25 protein-coding genes are annotated in these 20,561 nt (G+C 54.7%); 19 read left to right on the top strand and 6 right to left on the bottom strand.

The features are described 5' to 3' along the window. Positions 1-9: 9 nt before the first annotated feature. The 3 genes from BM007_RS15680 to BM007_RS15670 all read right to left on the bottom strand — a co-directional run bounded on the left by BM007_RS15680 (position 10) and on the right by BM007_RS15670 (position 2,951). On the bottom strand, positions 10-729 hold the full coding sequence (locus BM007_RS15680) for an RNA polymerase sigma factor FliA (protein WP_014170714.1): 720 nt from the start codon (positions 727-729) through the stop codon (positions 10-12). 129 nt (positions 730-858) lie between these two features. Next, positions 859-2,064 (bottom strand): flagellin lysine-N-methylase, encoded by a 1,206-nt coding sequence (gene fliB / locus BM007_RS15675; protein WP_090419723.1) that lies wholly within the window; start codon positions 2,062-2,064, stop codon positions 859-861. 62 nt (positions 2,065-2,126) lie between these two features. After that, positions 2,127-2,951, bottom strand: a complete 825-nt coding sequence (locus tag BM007_RS15670; RefSeq protein ID WP_023312294.1) for a flagellin N-terminal helical domain-containing protein — start codon at positions 2,949-2,951, stop codon at positions 2,127-2,129. A gap of 402 nt (positions 2,952-3,353) precedes the next feature. On the opposite strand from BM007_RS15670, the gene fliD reads away from it, so the two are divergent. From fliD to amyA, 4 genes are read left to right on the top strand one after another with little or no spacing between them, the layout of a single operon-like run. Then, positions 3,354-4,778 (top strand): flagellar filament capping protein FliD, encoded by a 1,425-nt coding sequence (gene fliD, locus BM007_RS15665; protein WP_024909768.1) that lies wholly within the window; start codon positions 3,354-3,356, stop codon positions 4,776-4,778. Between the two features lie 21 nt (positions 4,779-4,799). Next, complete coding sequence (gene fliS / locus BM007_RS15660) at positions 4,800-5,204, top strand: flagellar export chaperone FliS (protein WP_023312296.1); 405 nt, start codon at positions 4,800-4,802, stop codon at positions 5,202-5,204. Positions 5,205-5,210: 6 nt separating this feature from the next. Further along, positions 5,211-5,585 (top strand): flagella biosynthesis regulatory protein FliT, encoded by a 375-nt coding sequence (gene fliT, locus BM007_RS15655; protein ID WP_024909767.1) that lies wholly within the window; start codon positions 5,211-5,213, stop codon positions 5,583-5,585. A gap of 52 nt (positions 5,586-5,637) precedes the next feature. Further along, the gene (amyA, locus tag BM007_RS15650; RefSeq protein ID WP_090419893.1) at positions 5,638-7,125 is read left to right on the top strand and encodes an alpha-amylase; all 1,488 of its coding nucleotides are present in this window, start codon (positions 5,638-5,640) and stop codon (positions 7,123-7,125) included. Between the two features lie 102 nt (positions 7,126-7,227). Here amyA and yedD read toward each other — a convergent pair whose 3' ends face one another. Further along, a complete protein-coding gene (gene yedD / locus BM007_RS15645) occupies positions 7,228-7,641 on the bottom strand; it encodes a lipoprotein YedD (protein WP_024909765.1) in 414 nt (137 codons plus the stop codon). A 74-nt stretch (positions 7,642-7,715) separates the two neighbouring features. Then, positions 7,716-8,030, bottom strand: a complete 315-nt coding sequence (gene fliE, locus BM007_RS15640; RefSeq protein ID WP_008500329.1) for a flagellar hook-basal body complex protein FliE — start codon at positions 8,028-8,030, stop codon at positions 7,716-7,718. Positions 8,031-8,258: 228 nt separating this feature from the next. Between fliE and fliF the strand changes: the two genes are divergently transcribed. The 14 genes from fliF (at position 8,259) to rcsA (ending at position 19,793) form a co-directional block, all read left to right on the top strand. Next, positions 8,259-9,938: a flagellar basal-body MS-ring/collar protein FliF gene (gene fliF / locus BM007_RS15635; protein ID WP_024909764.1), complete on the top strand. Its 1,680-nt coding sequence runs from the start codon at positions 8,259-8,261 to the stop codon at positions 9,936-9,938. Then, positions 9,931-10,929, top strand: coding sequence for a flagellar motor switch protein FliG (fliG, locus tag BM007_RS15630; protein ID WP_023312301.1), 999 nt, complete (start codon positions 9,931-9,933; stop codon positions 10,927-10,929). Before fliF ends, fliG begins: the two co-directional genes overlap by 8 nt. Beyond that, a complete protein-coding gene (fliH, locus tag BM007_RS15625) occupies positions 10,922-11,629 on the top strand; it encodes a flagellar assembly protein FliH (protein WP_090419721.1) in 708 nt (235 codons plus the stop codon). The genes fliG and fliH overlap by 8 nt, the downstream gene beginning before the upstream one ends. Continuing rightward, on the top strand, positions 11,629-12,999 hold the full coding sequence (fliI, locus tag BM007_RS15620; protein ID WP_008500325.1) for a flagellar protein export ATPase FliI: 1,371 nt from the start codon (positions 11,629-11,631) through the stop codon (positions 12,997-12,999). The genes fliH and fliI overlap by 1 nt, the downstream gene beginning before the upstream one ends. A gap of 21 nt (positions 13,000-13,020) precedes the next feature. Next, positions 13,021-13,464 carry a flagellar export protein FliJ gene (gene fliJ / locus BM007_RS15615; protein WP_023312304.1) on the top strand — a complete coding sequence of 148 codons (444 nt, stop codon included), beginning with the start codon at positions 13,021-13,023 and terminating at the stop codon, positions 13,462-13,464. Continuing rightward, a complete protein-coding gene (fliK, locus tag BM007_RS15610) occupies positions 13,461-14,693 on the top strand; it encodes a flagellar hook length control protein FliK (RefSeq protein WP_024909762.1) in 1,233 nt (410 codons plus the stop codon). The genes fliJ and fliK overlap by 4 nt, the downstream gene beginning before the upstream one ends. Before the next feature lie 106 nt (positions 14,694-14,799). Beyond that, the gene (fliL, locus tag BM007_RS15605) at positions 14,800-15,270 is read left to right on the top strand and encodes a flagellar basal body-associated protein FliL (protein WP_024909761.1); all 471 of its coding nucleotides are present in this window, start codon (positions 14,800-14,802) and stop codon (positions 15,268-15,270) included. 4 nt (positions 15,271-15,274) lie between these two features. Continuing rightward, entirely contained in the window at positions 15,275-16,279 is a 1,005-nt protein-coding gene (gene fliM, locus BM007_RS15600; RefSeq protein WP_023336184.1) for a flagellar motor switch protein FliM, read from the top strand. Then, a complete protein-coding gene (gene fliN / locus BM007_RS15595; RefSeq protein WP_008500318.1) occupies positions 16,276-16,689 on the top strand; it encodes a flagellar motor switch protein FliN in 414 nt (137 codons plus the stop codon). The genes fliM and fliN overlap by 4 nt, the downstream gene beginning before the upstream one ends. A 2-nt stretch (positions 16,690-16,691) precedes the next feature. Further along, the gene (gene fliO, locus BM007_RS15590) at positions 16,692-17,066 is read left to right on the top strand and encodes a flagellar biosynthetic protein FliO (protein WP_032641435.1); all 375 of its coding nucleotides are present in this window, start codon (positions 16,692-16,694) and stop codon (positions 17,064-17,066) included. Next, a complete protein-coding gene (gene fliP, locus BM007_RS15585) occupies positions 17,066-17,803 on the top strand; it encodes a flagellar type III secretion system pore protein FliP (RefSeq protein WP_024909733.1) in 738 nt (245 codons plus the stop codon). The genes fliO and fliP overlap by 1 nt, the downstream gene beginning before the upstream one ends. Positions 17,804-17,812: 9 nt before the next feature. Next, positions 17,813-18,082: a flagellar biosynthesis protein FliQ gene (fliQ, locus tag BM007_RS15580; protein WP_008500315.1), complete on the top strand. Its 270-nt coding sequence runs from the start codon at positions 17,813-17,815 to the stop codon at positions 18,080-18,082. 7 nt (positions 18,083-18,089) lie between these two features. After that, positions 18,090-18,875, top strand: a complete 786-nt coding sequence (fliR, locus tag BM007_RS15575; RefSeq protein WP_008500314.1) for a flagellar biosynthetic protein FliR — start codon at positions 18,090-18,092, stop codon at positions 18,873-18,875. A 294-nt stretch (positions 18,876-19,169) separates the two neighbouring features. After that, on the top strand, positions 19,170-19,793 hold the full coding sequence (gene rcsA, locus BM007_RS15570; protein ID WP_008500313.1) for a transcriptional regulator RcsA: 624 nt from the start codon (positions 19,170-19,172) through the stop codon (positions 19,791-19,793). 101 nt (positions 19,794-19,894) lie between these two features. Here rcsA and dsrB read toward each other — a convergent pair whose 3' ends face one another. Next, positions 19,895-20,083 carry a protein DsrB gene (dsrB, locus tag BM007_RS15565; protein WP_008500312.1) on the bottom strand — a complete coding sequence of 63 codons (189 nt, stop codon included), beginning with the start codon at positions 20,081-20,083 and terminating at the stop codon, positions 19,895-19,897. Positions 20,084-20,212: 129 nt separating this feature from the next. Between dsrB and yodD the strand changes: the two genes are divergently transcribed. Further along, positions 20,213-20,440: a YodD family peroxide/acid resistance protein gene (gene yodD, locus BM007_RS15560; protein ID WP_013097742.1), complete on the top strand. Its 228-nt coding sequence runs from the start codon at positions 20,213-20,215 to the stop codon at positions 20,438-20,440. The last annotated feature ends 121 nt before the right edge of the window (positions 20,441-20,561 follow it).

Below are 20,561 nucleotides of genomic sequence, written 5' to 3'. Positions count from 1 at the left end.
ATCAATCACCTATAACTTACCCAGCTTGGTTCGTAAGCGTTTAATGGCCTGGCTGTGCAGCTGGCTCACCCGCGACTCTCCCACCTCCAGAACAGCGCCAATCTCTTTGAGGTTAAGCTCTTCCTGGTAATAAAGGGTCAATACCAGCTGTTCGCGTTCAGGCAGAGCTTCAATAGCCTCCATGACGCGCTGGCGTAAATTCCCTTCCATTAAATGGTGTAACGGGTTTTCTTGCTGGTGCTCATCCGTCACCAGCTCGATGCTATCGCCATGCTCTTCGCGCCACTCGTCATAAGAGAAGAGTTGGCTATTATTGGTATCGAGCAACATCTGACGATACTCTTCAACAGCAATGCCAAGACGTTCCGCCACTTCGGTTTCCGTTGCGTTACGTCCCAGTTCCTGTTCCAGCTGCCCCATCGCATGCGCCACTTCGCGCGCGTTGCGGCGAACACTGCGCGGCACCCAGTCGCGGCTGCGCAGCTCGTCCAGCATCGCACCACGAATACGCTGAACTGCGTAAGTCGTAAATGCCGTTCCTTGCAGAGCGTCGTATCGGTCAACTGCATTCAATAACCCGATACCGCCCGCCTGTAGCAGATCGTCGAGTTCCACGCTCGCCGGCAAGCGCACCTGGAGGCGCAATGCTTCGTGACGCACCAGCGGGACATAACGCTGCCACAGCGAGTGTTTATCCATTACACCTTCAGCGGTATAGAGTGAATTCACGATAAACAGCCCTGCGTTAGTTGAGTTATCGGCATGATTATCCGATTCTGCAGGGCGTTCAATTGGATGAAAAAGGGGGATAAAATGAGGTTATTCTGAGGTTGCCCACAACAGGGGCAACTTTTCTGCCTAAATTAACAGTTGTAACAATGAAAGATCGTCGCCCAGTTTGACGCTATCTATATGTTGATGAAAGAGCTTTCCCGCTTCCTGATTATGCTGGCTAAGGGAGTGGAAGCTGTAAATAACATCAATAATATTATCTTGTTCAATTTTTCCCGCCACGAGAGCCTGACCGGCAAGTAACGTTTTCAGGAAATAGAACTCCGCAACGATTAAATAAAGATTATTCAACATGCTGCGGCCATTGTTCTGTGGGAAGCCCTGCTCCCAGAGTTTGTATTTAAAAAAGTTCTTAAATAAATGGTCATTGGTCGCCAGGTAACTGCCCGCCACATCGCGCCAGACGGACTCGATGTTCTCCATGACCTTCTCTGCCGGTACGGCATCACCGACAGATTCGAACTGTTGATAAAGCTGAGTAAAATAGCGGTTTAATACCGCGCCGCCGCGAGCGGTCGCTTTCTTCGTAAAGTAGCTCTGGATAAGCGAAATTAACGCGAATTTCAGGCTGTAGTTCTGATTAAACCCGCCCAGTTCCGTTTTGATTTTACCGCTCACCAGTTCGTTAACCAGCGAGAAATAAACCGTTTCAAGCGTGCCGATATTCTCTTCGAGACTCTCGAGCTTTTCAGCCACCATGAGGAATTTCACCACGGCGTAAACCTGCTCTTCAACGCAGACCGCTTCAACGCTGAAAAGGTTTTGGCAGAAGAGATTGATGACCTTTGCTTTTAAATCAATCATTGGCGCAGTATTGACGTCCTGCTGGACAATGACAGATTCCATCATCGACATAGACTCCCGATCGTTCAACAGAAGTCGGGTCACTTCCGGACACGAGAGGTTCAGCGATTTTTCGATTTCATTTTTATAGACCCGGTTTGTCCGTGGAAACGACGAACAGGTTGGGCTTAACGCCTGCGCGCCCATGGCGCTATGAATAGAACAGAGTTTTTCAGTATCCATAAACGGGCAGTTTTTACTTTCCGTATGGAAAATCACTTCGCCCCAGTTGCCATACTGTTTTTTGGTAACTTTTATCGCCGTTTTCGCCGTATGACGAATGGCGGCATTTTTGCTGTTCAGGTAACGGTTAACGGAGGATTTATCAAACGCGATGGTCCAGCCCTGACAACAATGTTCACGGCATTCCCCACCGACACATGAAAAATCTGCGACCAGCTTTGGTTGAGTGACACTGATTTGTTTCACAGGTGGATTCTCAAATAGCAGAGATAAAAAAACCCCGCCGAAGCGGGGTTTCACGCGTAATATTAACGCAGCAGAGACAGAACGGTCTGTGGAACCTGGTTTGCCTGAGACAGAACAGAAGTACCAGCCTGCTGCAGGATCTGCGCGCGGGACATGTTGGAAACTTCAGTTGCGTAGTCAGCGTCCTGGATACGGGACTGAGCAGCAGACAGGTTGTTAGAGGTGTTGTTCAGGTTGTTGATTGCAGAAGTGAAGCGGTTCTGCACAGCACCCAGACCAGAACGTGCTTTATCAACGGTAGCGATAGCTTTGTCGATGGTGTTCAGGTCAGTAGCGGTCATTGCTTTCAGGTCGATAGCGTTCACGCCCAGAGTAGTAGAGTCAGCTTTAGCGCCGCTCAGATCCAGGTTGATGGTGTCGCCGTCGTTAACGCCAACCTGAATTTTAACCACACCAGCAGTACCTGCAGTGCCGTCCAGCAGTTTGATGCCGTTGAAGTCAGTTTTGCCCGCAACACGGTCGATTTCAGCCAGACGAGCGGTAACTTCATCCTGCAGAGAAGCCAGGTCAGATGCGCTGTTGGTGCCGTTGCTTGCCTGAACAGCCAGTTCACGAACACGCTGCAAGTTGTTGTTGATTTCGTTCAGAGAACCTTCAGCAGTCTGCGCCATGGAGATACCGTCGTTGGCGTTACGTGCAGCCTGGGTCATCCCTTTGATCTGAGCGGTCATGCGGTTTGCAATCGCCTGGCCAGCAGCATCGTCTTTCGCGCTGTTAATACGCAGACCGGAAGACAGACGCTCGATAGCAGTGCCCAGAGAAGACTGAGATTTGTTCAGGTTGTTCTGAGTGGTCAGGGACAACAGGTTAGTATTGATAACTGCCATAATTTTGTTTCCTTCAAAAATTGGGTTTTAGGTCCGGTGCCTAACACTCACAGCGTCTCTCACCGTCAACAAGGTTATCGACGGGTCCCCAAAAGACTTTAGAATCAATTTTGAAAAAATTACAAGCCGATGATTATTAATGATTTTATTTTTAAAAAAATCAATTAAGGTCCGCCAGAGGCTTATTATTTACGCTTTTTAAATGCACAAAGAGATGACAAAAAAGGCACACACTTATTCGTGTTTTCAATGCTGTGATAATGACCCTAAAGTGCAATCCTTTCATTTACCCCGCCAGGACGCGTCTATTCTTTGGATTATTTTTTTCTCGCCATCGTAAACTTTTACCTTGAGAGGCCGATAAGAGTCCTGAACTACTTTCGTATTTTAAGGAAAATATGCATGGCTACTATCAGTAACCTCGGGATAGGTTCTGCAGGACTCGGGGATTTATATAATCAGTTGGAAGCGGCAGAGAAAACCAAGCTGACGACGATTACTTCCCAGCAATCAACGTATAACGCACAGCTAAGTGCTTACGGCAAGCTGCAGAGCGCCATGACATCGCTGCAGACTGCGACCGCTGCACTGGGTAAAGCAACCACCTGGAACTCAACGTCCGTTAGCAGCACCAACACGGCCTTTACTGCCACCACAACGGCTGACGCGTCCGTGGGTTCCTTTGTTGTCAACGTCAACCAGGTTGCGAAAGCACAGGCACTCACTACCGGCTCCTATGCTAACAACACGGACCTGCTGGGCGATACGACAGGTACAACGCGTAAAATCACCATCACCCAGCCGGGTACCACAACGCCTTTAGAGGTCACCCTGGCAGATGGCGATACGTCGCTGGCCGGGATCGCGAGCGCCATTAATAAAGCGAACGGCAACGTCACCGCCAGCGTCATTAAAGCGAAAGACGGTGATTACCGCCTGATGCTGTCATCAAAAACCACCGGTACCGATGGTGCGATGACGGTAAGCGTTACCGGCGACGCCAAGCTGCAAAGCGCCATTGGCTACGATTCAACCACCAAAACGGGCGCGCTGACGGTGAATACCGCCGCACAGAACGCGATTGTGGTGGTGAACAACATCTCGATCGAGCGCCAGTCAAATACCATTACCGATGCGCTGCCTGGGGTCACCTTCAGCGTGAAAGCGCAAAGCACGGCAGACGAAACCCTTGAGGTTTCACGCGCAACGGATGCGAACCAGAAGGCGATCACGGACTGGGTCACAGCGTATAACTCGCTGCAGTCTACCATTAACAGCCTGACGAAGTATGTTCCGGTCGATGCAGGCTCCGGCAGCCAATCTACCAGCAACGGCGCGCTGGTCGGTGATGCGAACGTGCGTGGGGTTCAGTCTCAGCTGCGCGGCCTGCTGACCGAAGTGCAGACCGGCTCCATTCAGATTATGGCCCAGTTGGGGATTACCCAGGATCCGGTGAAAGGCGCGGACGGTACCGTCGGTAACCTGAAAGTCGACACCGATAAGCTGAAAAAAGCGCTGACCGACAACCCGAACGCCGTACAGCAGTATTTTGTCGGTGACGGAAAGAAAACCGGTATGGCGACCCAGATGAACAACACGCTGACCACCATGCTCAGCACCAGTACCGGCAGCGCCGGGGTGATCCAGAACGCGAAAGACGGGATCAACAAAACGCTGAAAACGCTGGGCGAACGTTACGATGCCATGGATGCTCAAATTGAAGCCACCATGGCACGTTACAAAACCCAGTTCACCAGTCTGGACGTATTAGTCACCAAAATGACCAGTACAGCCAACTACCTGACCCAACAGTTCTCACAAAAGTAGTCGTAGCCTTCAGGAGTGGATATGTATAAGACCTCTGGTGTTCAATCCTATCAGCAGATAGGAGTCGAAAGCGCAGTCATGAATGCCAGTCCACACCAGCTGATTGTCATGTTGTTCGACGGGGCGCATAGCGCCCTTGTTCGCGCGCGTCTGTTCATGGAAGCCGGACAAATTCGCGAAAAAGGCGAAGCCTTATCCAAAGCCATCAACATCATCGACAACGGTTTAAAAGCAGGACTGAACATGGAGGTTGAGAGCGAGTTGTCCGGTAACCTTGCCTCCTTGTACGAATATATGGTTCGACGTTTGTTACTGGCGAATGTCAGTAATGACGTAGACGCAATTGTTGAAGTCGAGGGTTTATTAAACAACATTGCGGATGCGTGGAAGCAAATCGGCCCCAATGCGTCCTCTATATCAGGATAATTTTTGATGAATAATCCCAGCGCAGCGCTTAGCCACTGGCAGGCGCTACATGCTCAGAGCATTGCTATGCTAAATCTCGCACATTCTGGTCAATGGGATGCGCTTATCGAGCAGGAAATGCATTACGTACAACTGGTGGAAAAGATTTCGCAAACGCCCATCATGTCATGCCCTCCGGCTCAGGTTGAGCAAGCGCGTGCGCTGCTGGAAATGATCCTTGAAAATGAGAATGCGCTAAAGGCACTGTTGAAAGTCCGCATGGACGAACTGCGCAGTCTGATTGATCAAACCGGTAAACAGCAATCCATCACTTCTACCTATGGAAAGCTGTCAGGGAATATTCTTTATCCAGAAAGTTTTACCCGCGACACACAACTATGATTTCTTCATCCATACTCCAGAAGTCTGCCAACCGGCTTCTGGAGCAAGGATGATGAAAAACCCCACCCTGTTACAATGTTTTCACTGGTATTACCCTGCTGGCGGTGAATTGTGGCGAGAGGTCACGGCGTTAGCTCCCAATCTTAACGAAATCGGCATCAACATGATCTGGCTGCCACCCGCCTACAAAGGTGCGTCCGGCGGGTATTCTGTCGGCTATGACTCTTACGACCTGTTCGATCTCGGCGAGTTTGACCAGAAAGGCAGTATTGCCACGAAATACGGCGACAAAGCGCAGCTGCTGGAGGCCATTAACGCCCTCAAAAGCAACGACATTGCCGTGCTGCTGGACGTGGTGGTCAACCACAAAATGGGTGCAGATGAGAAGGAATCTGTCCGCGTTCAGCGTGTGAATGAACAGGACCGCACGCAAATCGATGACGAGGTCATCGAGTGTGAAGCCTGGACCCGCTATACCTTCCCTGCCCGCGCCGGGCAATATTCCCGGTTTATCTGGGACTACAAATGCTTCAGCGGCGTCGACCATATAGAAAACCCCGATGAAGACGGCATCTTTAAAATCGTCAACGACTACACCGGCGAAGGCTGGAACGATCAGGTTGATGATGAGATGGGTAACTTCGATTACCTGATGGGCGAAAATATCGACTTTCGCAATCACGCCGTGACCGAGGAGATCAAATACTGGGCCCGCTGGGTCATGGAACAGACGCGCTGCGACGGTTTTCGTCTGGACGCCGTCAAGCATATTCCCGCCTGGTTTTACAAAGAGTGGATTGAGCACGTCCAGGAAGTCGCCGACCAGCCGCTGTTTATCGTGGCGGAATACTGGTCCCACGAGGTGGACAAACTTCAGGCCTATATTGACCAGGTCGAAGGCAAAACCATGCTGTTTGATGCTCCCCTGCAGATGAAATTCCACGAGGCGTCACGTCAGGGTCGGGATTACGACATGAGCCAAATCTTCACCGGTACCCTGGTGGAAGCCGATCCATTTCATGCTGTCACCCTCGTCGCGAACCATGACACCCAGCCTCTGCAGGCGCTCGAAGCGCCGGTCGAAGCCTGGTTTAAACCGCTGGCGTATGCGCTGATCCTGCTGCGGGAAAATGGCGTGCCAAGCGTCTTTTATCCGGACCTCTTCGGCGCCAGCTATGACGACACGGGAGGAGACGGTGAAACGTACCATATTGATATGCCGGTCATTGAGCAGCTTCACGAGCTGATCCTCGCGCGTCAGCGTTTTGCCCACGGCGTGCAGACGCTGTTTTTCGACCATCCTAACTGCATTGCCTTCAGCCGCAGCGGCACGGATGACGATCCCGGCTGCGTGGTGGTGATGTCAAACGGGGACGATGGTGAAAAAGTGATTTGTCTTGGGGAAAACTACGGCAACAAAATGTGGCGGGATTTTCTCGGCAATCGCGAAGAAACCATCACTACGGCGGCGGATGGCGAAGGCACTTTTACCTGCAAAGGCGGAAGCGTGAGCGTGTGGGTAATAGAGGATGCGCTGTAGAACGGGAAACGTGCGGCCTGATGCCCTCACCCCGTCCCTCTCCCACAGGGAGAGGGCGCAAACACCAAAAACGGCAACGAGGTTGCCGTTTTGCGTTTACCTTTAGGGCAGTTTACTCGCCAGCGGATTCTTGCTCAGGTAATCGGCACACTCAACCGTTGGACGATCGACCTTCTGCAGCTCCAGCCCGTCGTACTCAAGCGTCAAGCCATCGCGCTCCAGCGGATAGATATCGAGCTTACGCGTCACGTTGTAATAACTGTCTGAACGCAGCATGATTTTACCCGGCACGGCAATCACGCGCTGCCACTGACGGCAGTCCAGCGTATCGCCCTCCTCCGTCACCACCAGCGTGGCAATCGCATTCGGGCTGACCATGTTGCTCTGCGGCCCTTTCGACTGCCAGTACCCTGCCAGATGCGCCGGGACAGGATGCTTAATCACGTCGTTATAGTTATCGACCTGAACGCACCCGGTCAGTGCCAGCAGCGCGCCAGCAATTGCTATTTTTTTCATCATCTTTCCTGCAATCGAAGAAAAAAATATTGTGGCATTAAAGCGCTGCGGCTGCCAGCGAAGATCGCCAGGTCTTAAACCTGCATCCCCATGACCTCTTGATAGGCCGACACCAGCTTGTTACGCACCTGGATCCCCATCTGCAGGGAAACCGAGGCTTTTTGCAAATCGGTCATCACATCATTCAGCGCCACGCCCGGCTCACCGAGGGTGAACTTTTCTGCCTGAGTGCGCGCTGCGGTCTGGGTATCACTGATACGGTCAAGAGCGGCATGCAGTTGCCCTGCGAAGCTGATGCTCGGCTGCTGATCTGCCACATTCTGATTACGGGCCGTCATCGCCGTTGCCTGCAACTGACTGATTACCCCTTCAATGCCCTGTATAGCCATAACTTTCCCCTGGATGGTTTTTTACGCGGTCAAGACTAACAGCTTGTCAATAAGATAATGGCGGTAAATAGCATGAAAAAACCAGGTTATTTGACGCATAGAAAATCACGAATCATCAAATAATGGCAGGGCCATCAATATGGAACTTTTGTCGTGTTTGCCGACCCGGGAGTCAGTTTTGTTTCTCTACACGAATAACGTAAACCACCAGGATTTAAGAGGTGCGCAATGAGTGCAACAGCATCGACAGCGCCGCAGAATAAATCACTCGAGTGGATGAACCGCCTTCGCGCGAATCCTAAAATCCCGTTGATCGTGGCAGGCGCTGCCGCAATTGCGATCCTTGTAGCGATGGTCCTGTGGGCGAAAAGCCCTGATTACCGGACACTCTACAGTAACCTTTCCGATCAGGATGGCGGCGCCATCGTCACCCAGCTTACCCAGATGAACATCCCTTATCGCTTTGCCGATAATGGCGGTGCGCTTGAGGTACCGGCAGATAAGGTGCACGAACTGCGTCTGCGTCTGGCTCAGCAGGGGCTGCCGAAGGGCGGCGCGGTGGGTTTTGAGCTGCTGGATCAGGAAAAATTCGGTATCAGCCAGTTCAGCGAGCAGGTGAACTACCAGCGTGCGCTGGAAGGTGAACTGGCCCGCACCATTGAAACATTAGGCCCGGTGAAGAGTGCCCGCGTGCACCTGGCGATGCCTAAACCTTCTTTATTTGTCCGTGAACAGAAATCACCTTCGGCTTCCGTTACCGTGAACCTCGAACCTGGCCGCGCGCTGGACGAAGGGCAAATCAGCGCGGTGACGCATCTTGTCTCCAGCGCCGTCGCCGGTCTGCCACCGGGTAACGTAACGCTGGTTGACCAGAGCGGTCACCTGCTGACGCAATCCAACACCGCCGGTCGCGATCTCAATGACGCGCAGCTGAAATATGCCGCCGATGTCGAAAGCCGTCTCCAGCGTCGTATTGAAGCGATCCTCGGCCCGGTTGTGGGTAACAGCAACGTGCACGCGCAGGTTACCGCGCAGATCGACTTCGCGAATAAAGAACAAACTGAAGAACAATACAGCCCGAACGGCGATGCGGCTCAGGCGGTAATGCGTTCACGCCAGATCAATTCGAACGAACAGGTCGGCGGTGCATACCCAGGCGGCGTGCCGGGTGCGTTGTCTAACCAGCCGGCCCCGGCTAACGCGGCGCCGATCTCTACGCCTCCGGCCAATCAGCAGAACGGTCAGCAAAATAATCAGCAGACCACCTCAACGGCCAGTAACGCCGGTCCGCGTACCAGCAGTCGTAACGAAACCACGAACTACGAAGTGGACCGGACGATTCGCCACACTAAACTGAACGTGGGCGATATTCAGCGTCTTTCCGTTGCGGTAGTGGTGAACTACAAAACGCTGGCGGATGGCAAACCGTTGCCGCTGACCGCCGAGCAGATGAAGCAGATTGAAAACCTGACCCGTGAAGCGATGGGTTACTCCGAGAAGCGTGGCGATACCCTCAACGTGGTGAACTCACCGTTCAACTCGGTTGAAGAGACCGGCGGTGAACTGCCGTTCTGGCAACAGCAGGCGTTTATCGACCAGCTGATGTCCGCAGGACGCTGGCTGCTGGTGCTGATTGTCGCGTGGCTGCTGTGGCGTAAGGGCGTTCGTCCGCAGCTCCAGCGCCGCGCTGAAGCCGAAAAAGCGGCTCGCGAGCAGATGAATGCGCGTCAGGAAACCGAAGAAGCGGTTGAAGTGCGCCTCAGCAAAGATGAACAGATGCAGCAGCGTCGTGCTAACCAGCGCATGGGAGCTGAGGTCATGAGCCAGCGCATTCGCGAAATGTCAGATAACGATCCGCGCGTCGTGGCGCTGGTCATCCGCCAGTGGATGGGTAACGAACATGAGTAATACGCTTACGGGCACCGATAAAAGCGTCATCCTGCTGATGACCATTGGCGAAGATCGCGCGGCAGAGGTGTTTAAACACCTCTCCCAGCGAGAAGTGCAAATTCTCAGTGCGGCCATGGCCAACGTGCGTCAGATCTCCAACAAGCAGCTGACTGAAGTGCTGGCAGAGTTTGAACAGGAAGCCGAACAGTTTGCCGCGCTGAACATCAACGCCAACGACTACCTCCGTTCCGTGCTGGTCAAGGCGCTAGGCGAAGAGCGTGCCTCCAGCCTGCTGGAAGACATTCTGGAAACCCGCGATACCGCCAGCGGTATCGAAACGCTCAACTTTATGGAACCGCAGAGTGCCGCCGACCTTATTCGCGACGAGCACCCGCAGATTATCGCCACCATCCTTGTCCACCTTAAACGTGGTCAGGCGGCCGATATTCTGGCGCTGTTCGAAGAGCGCCTGCGTCACGATGTGATGCTGCGTATCGCCACCTTCGGTGGCGTCCAGCCTGCCGCGCTGGCGGAGCTGACCGAGGTGCTGAACAACCTGCTCGACGGCCAGAACCTCAAGCGCAGCAAAATGGGCGGCGTGAGAACGGCGGCGGAAATCATCAACCTGATGAAAACGCAGCAGGAAGAGGCTGTCATTACGGCGGTTCGCGAATTCGACGGCGAGCTGGCCCAGAAAATCATCGACGAGATGTTCCTGTTCGAGAACCTCGTCGAAGTGGACGACCGCAGCATCCAGCGCCTGCTCCAGGAAGTGGATTCCGAGTCGCTGCTTATCGCCCTCAAAGGCGCCGAGCAGCCGCTGCGCGAGAAGTTCCTGCGCAACATGTCTCAGCGTGCGGCCGATATCCTGCGCGACGACCTTGCCAACCGCGGCCCGGTTCGTCTGTCTCAGGTGGAAAACGAACAGAAAGCCATTCTGCTTATTGTTCGTCGTCTGGCGGAAACCGGCGAGATGGTGATTGGCAGCGGAGACGACACCTATGTCTAATGAGCTGCCGTGGAAGCGCTGGACGCCGGACGATCTGGCTCCTCCCCTCTCCGAGTTCACGCCAGCCGCGCTCCCGACCGAGGAGCTTGACCCGGACGTCGAGCAGCCCGAGCTGAGCGAAGAAGAGCAGCAAGCACAGATGCTGGCTCAGTTGCAATTGCAGGCGCACGAGCAGGGCTACAATGCCGGTCTGAACGAAGGCCGGCAGAAAGGCCACGAGCTGGGGTACCAGGAAGGCCTGTCGAAAGGGTTAGAGCACGGTATCGATCAGGCGCGCCAGCAGCAGGCGCCGATCCATGCCCGCATGCAGCAGCTGGTCAGCGAGTTTCAGCACACGCTGGACGCGCTGGACAGCGTGATAGCCTCGCGACTGATGCAGATGGCGCTGGAAGCCGCGCGTCAGGTCATAGGCCAGACGCCCGTAGTGGATAACACTGCGCTGATTAAACAAATTCAGGGCCTGCTGCAGCAGGAGCCGCTGTTCAGCGGGAAGCCGCAGCTGCGCGTCCATCCGGACGATCTGCAGCGTGTGGAAGAGAGCCTGGGCGCGACGCTAAACCTGCACGGCTGGCGCCTGCGTGGTGACCCGTCGTTACATCACGGCGGCTGCAAAGTCTCTGCCGATGAAGGTGACCTGGATGCCAGCGTCGCCACCCGCTGGCAGGAACTGTGCCGCCTGGCGGCACCGGGAGTCGTCTGATGACCGCACGCCTCACCCGCTGGCTCACCACGCTCGACAACTTTGAGACGAAGATGGCGCAACTGCCATCTGTTCGTCGTTATGGGCGACTGACGCGCGCCACCGGTCTGGTACTGGAGGCCACCGGCCTGCAGCTGCCGCTGGGCGCGACCTGCGTGATCGAGCGTCAGGACGGTCTGGAAACGCGTGAAGTGGAAAGCGAAGTAGTCGGGTTCAACGGCCAGCGCCTGTTCCTGATGCCGCTTGAAGAGGTGGAAGGCATTCTGCCCGGCGCGCGCGTGTACGCCAAAAACACGTCTGGCGACGGGCTGCAAAGCGGGAAGCAGCTGCCGCTTGGCCCTGCCCTGCTGGGCCGCGTGCTGGACGGCAGCGGGAAGCCGCTCGACGGACTGCCCTCCCCGGACACCACCGAAACCGGCGCGCTGATCACCCAACCGTTTAACCCCCTGCAGCGAACCCCTATCGAGCATGTGCTCGACACCGGCGTGCGCCCGATTAACGCCCTGCTGACCGTGGGACGCGGGCAACGTATGGGCCTGTTCGCCGGGTCAGGCGTGGGTAAATCCGTCCTGCTCGGCATGATGGCGCGCTACACGCAGGCTGATGTGATCGTTGTAGGTCTGATTGGCGAACGTGGTCGTGAAGTAAAAGACTTTATTGAAAACATTCTGGGAGCGGAAGGCCGCGCCCGCTCGGTGGTCATCGCCGCGCCGGCGGACGTGTCGCCGCTGCTGCGTATGCAGGGTGCCGCGTATGCCACCCGTATTGCCGAAGATTTCCGCGACCGCGGCAAGCACGTGCTGCTGATCATGGATTCCCTGACCCGCTACGCGATGGCGCAGCGTGAAATCGCGCTGGCCATCGGTGAGCCACCGGCGACCAAAGGCTACCCGCCTTCGGTCTTCGCCAAACTCCCTGCCCTCGTTGAGCGCGCGGGGAACGGCATCAGCGGCGGCGGCTCCATCACCGCGTTCTATACGGTACTGACGGAAGGCGATGACCAGCAGGACCCGATTGCCGACTCCGCGCGCGCGATCCTTGACGGTCATATTGTGCTGTCGCGTCGTCTGGCCGAAGCCGGACACTATCCGGCCATTGATATTGAAGCCTCTATCAGCCGTGCAATGACGGCGCTGATAACCGAGAAGCACTACGCCCGCGTGCGTAACTTTAAACAACTGCTCTCCAGCTTCCAGCGCAACCGCGATCTGGTCAGCGTGGGGGCGTATGCCAAAGGCAGCGACCCGATGCTCGACAAAGCGATTACCCTGTGGCCGCAGCTGGAGGCATTTTTGCAACAAGGCATTTTTGAACGCGCCGACTGGGAAGATTCAATTCAGGCACTGGAGCTGATTTTCCCGCAGGTGTAACACAGGTGGAGGGCGAAGGTCATGGCGCAAAACAGCGCGTTATCAACGCTGAAAGATCTGGCTGAAAAAGAAGTTGATGATGCCGCATTGCAGCTTGGCGCAATGCGACGCGGGTGCCAGCAGGCTGAAGAACAGTTGAAGATGTTGATCGACTATCAGCATGAATATCGCACCAACCTCAATACCGATATGACACAGGGCATTGGAAGCCAGCGCTGGATTAACTATCAGCAGTTTATCCAGACGCTGGAGAAGGCGATAGATCAGCATCGCCAGCAGCTTAACCAGTGGACCCAGAAAGTCGATACCGCGCTGAATTTCTGGCGTGAGAAGAAGCAGCGGCTGCAGGCCTGGCAGACTTTACAGGACCGACAGATCGCGGCAACGACCCTGGCGGAAAACCGTCTGGATCAGAAGAAAATGGATGAGTTTGCCCAGCGCGCATCAATGAGGAAACCGGAATGATCACACTGCAACAACTGCTGATGAGCGACAGCGACCTGTCAGGCGGCATGCAAACAGGGAAAGGCACCGACGGTGCACAGGACTTTCTCTCTCTGCTGGCGGGCGCCCTGTCGGACGCAACGGGCAAGGGCAAAGATGCGCCGCTGACCCTGGCTGACCTGAAAGCCGCCGGCAGTAAGCTGTCAAAAGTGGCTCAGGACGCCAAAGGGGATACCACCCTGCAGGCCAAAATTGCCGACCTGCTCTCGCGCCAAACCGCGCTGAATGGCAATGAAACGTCGCCCATCACCTCGCTTGATACGCTGGTTTCCGGGCTGGTACCGCTGTCTAAAGGTGACGCACTGAAGACGCTCAATGCGGCGAACAGCAAGGATGACGGTAAAAGCGAGCTGAGCGAAGAAGAACTGGCCGGATTGAGCGCCCTGATGGCGATGCTGCCGCACCAGCAAACTACCGCCTCTCGCGTGGCGGGCAGTGACGGCGTTTCGGCCACCGCAACGCTGAATTCCGCGACGCTTTCGCACAATGGTGCGGACCAACCGTCCCTGAACGCGCCTGCGGGAAGCCATGATAAAGCGCAGAATTCTACGCCTTATCAGAGCCAGGTGAAAAATAACGAACCTGCCCTGTCGGGCAACGCGCCGACAACCCCGGCCCTGGCCGCGGCGGCAGAGAAGCAGGAGCTCGCCAGTTCCTCCTCCTCAGCCTCCCCAACGGCTACCCTGGCACCGATTATGTCCAGCCATGCGACCAGTCAGACGGCCGCCACCGTCGCCACCGCGCCGGTGTTAAGCCAGCCTCTGGGCACCCACGAATGGCAGCAATCCCTGAGCCAGCACATCACCCTGTTCACTAAACAGGGCCAGCAGACGGCCGAGCTGCGTCTGCACCCGGAAGATCTGGGTCAGGTGCAAATTTCGCTTAAGCTGGATGATAACCAGGCGCAGCTGCAGATGGTCTCTGCGCACAGCCATGTTCGTGCGGCGCTGGAAGCCGCGCTGCCGGTACTGCGGACCTCACTGGCGGAGAACGGCATTCAGCTTGCGCAGAGCAGCGTCAGCAGCGAGAGTTTTGCCGGGCAGCAGCAGTCCTCATCCCAGCAGCAGCACCAGGCTTCGCGTTCCGGCAACGCCGGCGGTTTTAATGAAGAGAGCGATGAGCTACTGCCTGTTCCTGCTGCCCTGCAATCCGCCGCACGCGGTAACAGTGCCGTAGACATCTTCGCCTAAACGCCAGAGGTAGCGTGATTATCCCCGTCTTTTCCACGCTTTGACGACAGCAGGACACGGGATAATCACCTTATTAAGCTGTACCGAAACAGGAAGCTCGTATCAGATGACTGACTCCGCTATCACCAAAAAAAGTAAGCGCTCCATCTGGATCCCGCTGCTGGTGTTGATCACGCTCGCCGCCTGCGCCACCGCGGGCTATAGTTACTGGCGTATGCAGCAGAAACCTACCACCGCTGCAGCCAAAGCTGAAGCGCCGCCTCCGCCGGCTCCAGTTTTCTTCCCGCTGGATACCTTCACCGTCAATCTGGGTGATGCGGATCGTGTGCTTTATGTTGGCATTACGCTGCGCCTGAAAGATGAAGCCACTCGTTCACGTCTGAACGATTACCTTCCGGAAGTGCGCAGCCGCCTTCTGCTGCTGTTCTCTCGTCAGGACGCTTCGACGCTGGCCACCGATGTGGGTAAGCAAAAGCTGGTCGACGCCATTAAACAAACGCTGGCGACCCCGCTGGTAAACGGCCAACCTAAGCAGGAAGTCACTGACGTTCTGTATACAGCATTCATTCTGCGGTAACGACATGGGCGACAGTATTCTTTCTCAGGCAGAAATCGATGCGCTGCTCAACGGCGACAGCGATAACAATGATGATCCTAAACCGGGTATTGGCGGCGATAGCGATATTCGTCCCTATGACCCGAATACCCAGCGTCGCGTGGTACGTGAACGTCTGCAGGCGCTGGAGATCATTAACGAACGTTTTGCACGTCAGTTCCGTATGGGGCTGTTTAACCTGCTGCGTCGTAGCCCGGATATCACGGTCGGTGCGATCCGCATTCAGCCGTATCATGAGTTTGCCCGCAACCTGCCGGTGCCAACCAACCTTAACCTGATTCATCTGAAGCCGCTGCGCGGCACCGGTCTGGTGGTGTTTTCCCCAAGCCTGGTGTTCATCGCGGTGGATAACCTGTTCGGCGGCGACGGGCGTTTCCCGACCAAAGTAGAAGGTCGTGAATTCACCCACACCGAACAGCGCGTCATTAACCGCATGCTGAAGCTGGCGCTGGAGTCCTACAGCGACGCGTGGAAAGCGATTAACCCGCTGGAAGTGGAGTACGTCCGTTCTGAGATGCAGGTGAAATTTACCAATATCACCACCTCCCCGAACGATATCGTCGTTAACACCCCGTTCCACGTAGAGATCGGTAACCTGACCGGCGAGTTCAACATCTGCCTGCCGTTCAGCATGATCGAACCACTGCGCGAGCTGCTGGTTAACCCGCCGCTGGAGAACTCCCGCAACGAGGACCAGAACTGGCGTGAGAACCTGGTCCGCCAGGTCCAGCATTCGCAGCTTGAGCTGGTGGCGAGCTTCGCCGATATCCCGCTGCGGTTATCTCAGATTCTGAAATTACAACCCGGTGATGTTTTGCCGATAGAAAAACCCGACCGCATTATTGCCCATGTGGATGGTGTCCCCGTGCTGACAAGCCAGTACGGCACGATTAACGGTCAGTATGCGTTACGCGTTGAGCACTTGATCAACCCGATTTTGAATTCGCTGAATGAGGAACAGCCCAAATGAGTGACATGAACAATCCGTCCGATGAAAACAGCGGAGCACTGGACGATCTGTGGGCTGACGCGTTAAACGAGCAAAAAGCGACCCCGGCCAAAAGCGCAGCGGATGCCGTATTCCAGCAGCTCGGCGGCGGTGATGTCAGCGGCACGCTGCAGGACATCGACCTGATTATGGATATCCCGGTTAAGCTGACCGTTGAACTGGGACGCACCCGCATGACTATTAAAGAGCTACTGCGCCTGACGCAGGGCTCCGTGGTAGCCCTTGACGGTCTGGCCGGTGAGCCGCTGGATATTCTGATCAACGGCTATCTGATTGCTCAGGGTGAAGTGGTGGTGGTGGCCGATAAATACGGCGTACGTATCACCGACATCATTACCCCGTCTGAACGTATGCGTCGTCTGAGCCGTTAAGCATGAAAACCCAGGCAACACTATCGCAACCTTCTGCCGTTCCCGGCTCGCCTCTGCTCCAGGTGAGCGGGGCGTTGTTCGGTATTATTGCCTTTATTCTTATCGCCGCCTGGCTGGCAAAGCGCTTTGGCCTGGCGGGTAAAACCGCCGGTGCCCGCGGCCTGAAGGTCAGCGCCAGCACCACGCTGGGGCCACGCGAACGCGTGGTCATCGTCGAGGTGGACGACGCGCGTCTGGTTCTGGGCGTAACGGCCTCAAACATCAGCGTATTACATAAACTGCCGCCCGCCCCTGCTGTGGTGGACGAGCGCGCAGACGCCCCTGCGGATTTTCAGTCCGTCATGAAGAGTTTGCTTAAGCGTTCCGGGAGATCCTGATGCGCCGTTTGTTATCCCTGACGCTTGCGGGCGTTGGCCTGTTTGCTCCCGCGGTTTATGCACAGCTGCCCGGTCTGGTCTCCACCCCTCTCGCGGGCGGCGGCCAAAGCTGGTCGCTTCCGGTTCAGACGCTGGTGTTCATCACCTCGCTGACGTTTATTCCGGCTATCCTGCTGATGATGACCAGCTTCACCCGCATCATCATCGTCTTTGGTCTGCTGCGAAACGCGCTGGGCACTCCTTCCGCACCGCCAAACCAGGTTCTGCTTGGGCTGGCACTGTTTTTGACCTTCTTCATAATGTCGCCGGTGATCGATAAGATTTATACCGACGCCTACCAGCCGTTCAGCGAAGATAAAATCTCCATGCAGGAGGCGCTGGATAAAGGCGCGCAGCCGCTGCGGGAATTTATGCTGCGCCAGACGCGCGAAGCCGACCTGGCCCTCTTTGCCCGCCTGTCCAACACCGGCGAGCTGCAGGGACCGGAATCAGTGCCAATGCGTATTCTTCTGCCTGCCTATGTCACCAGCGAGCTGAAAACCGCGTTCCAGATTGGCTTTACCATCTTTATTCCGTTCCTGATTATCGACCTGGTGATCGCCAGCGTCCTGATGGCGCTCGGGATGATGATGGTGCCGCCCGCGACCATTGCCCTGCCCTTTAAGATCATGCTTTTTGTGCTGGTCGACGGCTGGCAGCTGCTGGTCAGCTCGCTGGCACAGAGTTTCTACAGTTAAGGAACGGCAATGACACCCGAATCGGTCATGATGATGGGCACGGAGGCGATGAAAATCGCGATTGCCGTTGCCGCTCCGCTGCTGCTTGTCGCGCTGGTTACCGGTCTGATTATCAGTATTCTGCAGGCCGCCACGCAGATTAACGAAATGACGCTGTCGTTCATCCCGAAAATCATCGCCGTGTTCGTGGCGATTATCGTGGCCGGACCGTGGATGCTGAACCTGTTGCTGGACTATATGCGCAACCTGTTTACCAATCTGCCGTACATCATCGGCTGACCTGACGATGCTGCATTTCACCAGCGACCAGTGGGTTCAGTGGCTCGGCGTCTATTTCTGGCCGATGCTGCGCATCATGGCGTTGATCTCCACCGCCCCCATTCTTAGCGAGAAATCGATACCCAAGCGCGTCAAGGTGGGGCTGGGCATTATCATCTCCATTATCGTCGCGCCCTCTCTCCCTCCTGTGGATATTCCGATCTTCTCGGCGAACGCGGTGTGGGTCGCCCTGCAGCAGGTGATGATTGGCGTCGCCGTCGGCTTTACCATGCAGCTCGCCTTCGCCGCGGTGCGTACCGCAGGGGAACTGATCGGTCTGCAGATGGGGTTATCGTTCGCCACGTTTGTTGATCCCGGTAGTCATCTCAACATGCCCGTGCTGGCGCGCATTATCGATCTGCTCGCCATGCTGCTGTTCCTGTCTTTCAACGGCCATCTGTGGCTTATCTCCATGCTGGTGGATACATTCCATACGCTGCCGATTGGCGAAAATCCGGTGAACAGCAACGCTTTCCTGGCGCTCACCCGCGCGGCGGGGCTGATCTTCCTGAACGGGCTGATGCTGGCGCTGCCGATCATCACCCTGCTGCTGACCGTCAACCTGGCATTAGGTTTACTGAACCGAATGGCGCCGCAGCTTTCGGTGTTTGTCATTGGTTTTCCGCTGACGCTGACGGTTGGAATTTTATTAATGTCATTACTGATGCCACTTATCGCTCCCTTCTGTGAACATTTATTCGGCGAGATATTCAACCTGTTAGCGGATATTGTCAGCGAACTGCCTCGTAAATAATAGCCCGCACTGTTGCTACTGTCTTTCTGAGGATATTCCTAAAATAAAACGCGAAAAACATCTTCCAGGATATATCTGACGCGGTTTAATTGTTTCTAACCATCTCACAATACTTAATATTTACTTTACTTTAAGAAGATTCCTGGCAAATTATACGTAACTTTACGGGATAGTGAGTCCGCCTGAAAGTCTTTGTCATGCTCACAGGTTTATTATTTTTTTCCATCCCGTATGGCTGTTTTGAGCTCTCAGGCAGATGGTGAATTATCGTTACGCATTGAGTGAGGGTATGCCATGTCAACGATCATTATGGATTTATGCAGCTACACCCGGCTAGGGTTAACCGGGTACCTGGCAAGCAGAGGGGTAAGAAAGAGAGACATCAACGATGCACACACCGTTGACGAACTCGCAGCCGCTTGTGACGAACTAAAACCAGGCGTGGTGTTTATTAATGAGGACTGTTTCATTCACGATCCAGCCAACAGTCAGCACATTAAGCAAATCATTAATCAGCATCCTAAAACCCTGTTTATTGTTTTTATGGCGATCGCGAATATCCATTTCGATGAGTATTTGTTGGTCCGTAAAAATTTATTGATCAGTTCTAAATCGATTAAACCCGAGTCGCTGGATGACATTCTGGGTGATTATTTGAATAAAGAAGTTAAGAATGTAGGAGCGGTTAACTTACCCACCCTATCATTAAGCAGGACTGAATCAAGTATGCTGCGAATGTGGATGGCGGGACAAGGAACTATTCAGATCTCGGACCAGATGAATATTAAAGCGAAAACCGTTTCGTCACACAAAGGAAATATTAAACGGAAAATTAAAACGCATAATAAGCAAGTGATCTACCACGTGGTACGCCTGACCGATAATGTGACGAACGGGATTTTCGTCAACATGCGTTAGTCGCTTAAGACCCTGTGCACCCTACCTTTGATCTCTGGCCTGGCCAGAGATTTTTGCTTCTATGAGGTTGTCGGGCACGCGCTGTGCTACCCGACGCCGTGCTAGTCAGCTTTCTCAACAAAAATGCCGTCCGGATGCCCCAGTTCGTTAAAAAACCAAATGCCGAGCGGGTAGTCTTCCAGTGATACCAGGTACATTGTACCTTCGCTAAACTCTTCAATTGCCAGCACCACGCCCGGGCGGCGTGGCCCACCGTCCGTTTTAACCGTTACCCGATCGTTGACCTTCATACATTCCTCCTCTGGTTTTGAGCCAGTGTAGAACAAAACGCAAAAACGCACATCGCCGCCCGGCGTGAATGGCGTTTTTATCTACAGTCTATACTTAGCGATGGACCCGGCTGAATGAGGAACCCCGCAATGAAGACCGATAAAGAGTACAGCGACACCATCAAGCGCGAAGTCGAGGTGGATGTCGATGCCCTGCTGGCCGCCATCAATGAGATCAGTGAGTCAGAAGTCCGCAGGACGGACGACAATTCGGACCGCGTCATTGTTAACGGAAGGGATTATCACACCTATCGTGAGCTGGCCGAGGCCTTCGAGCTTGATATTCACGACTTTAGCGTGTCTGAAGCCAATCGGTAAGGCGAAAAAAATCCCGGTCATGGGGATGACCGGGATCAAAACTTGCTTATGCAAGAAGCACTTGAAAATTCGTTACACCAGGAAATCTGATGTACACGCCACACTATCCCCAACGAATTTG

Origin of the sequence: Enterobacter sp. NFIX59, assembly GCF_900113755.1 — a bacterium.
GTDB classification, from domain to species: domain Bacteria; phylum Pseudomonadota; class Gammaproteobacteria; order Enterobacterales; family Enterobacteriaceae; genus Enterobacter; species Enterobacter pseudoroggenkampii.
Note: the sequence above shows the minus strand (reverse complement) of the source record. Positions and strands in the feature narration are given on the sequence as shown.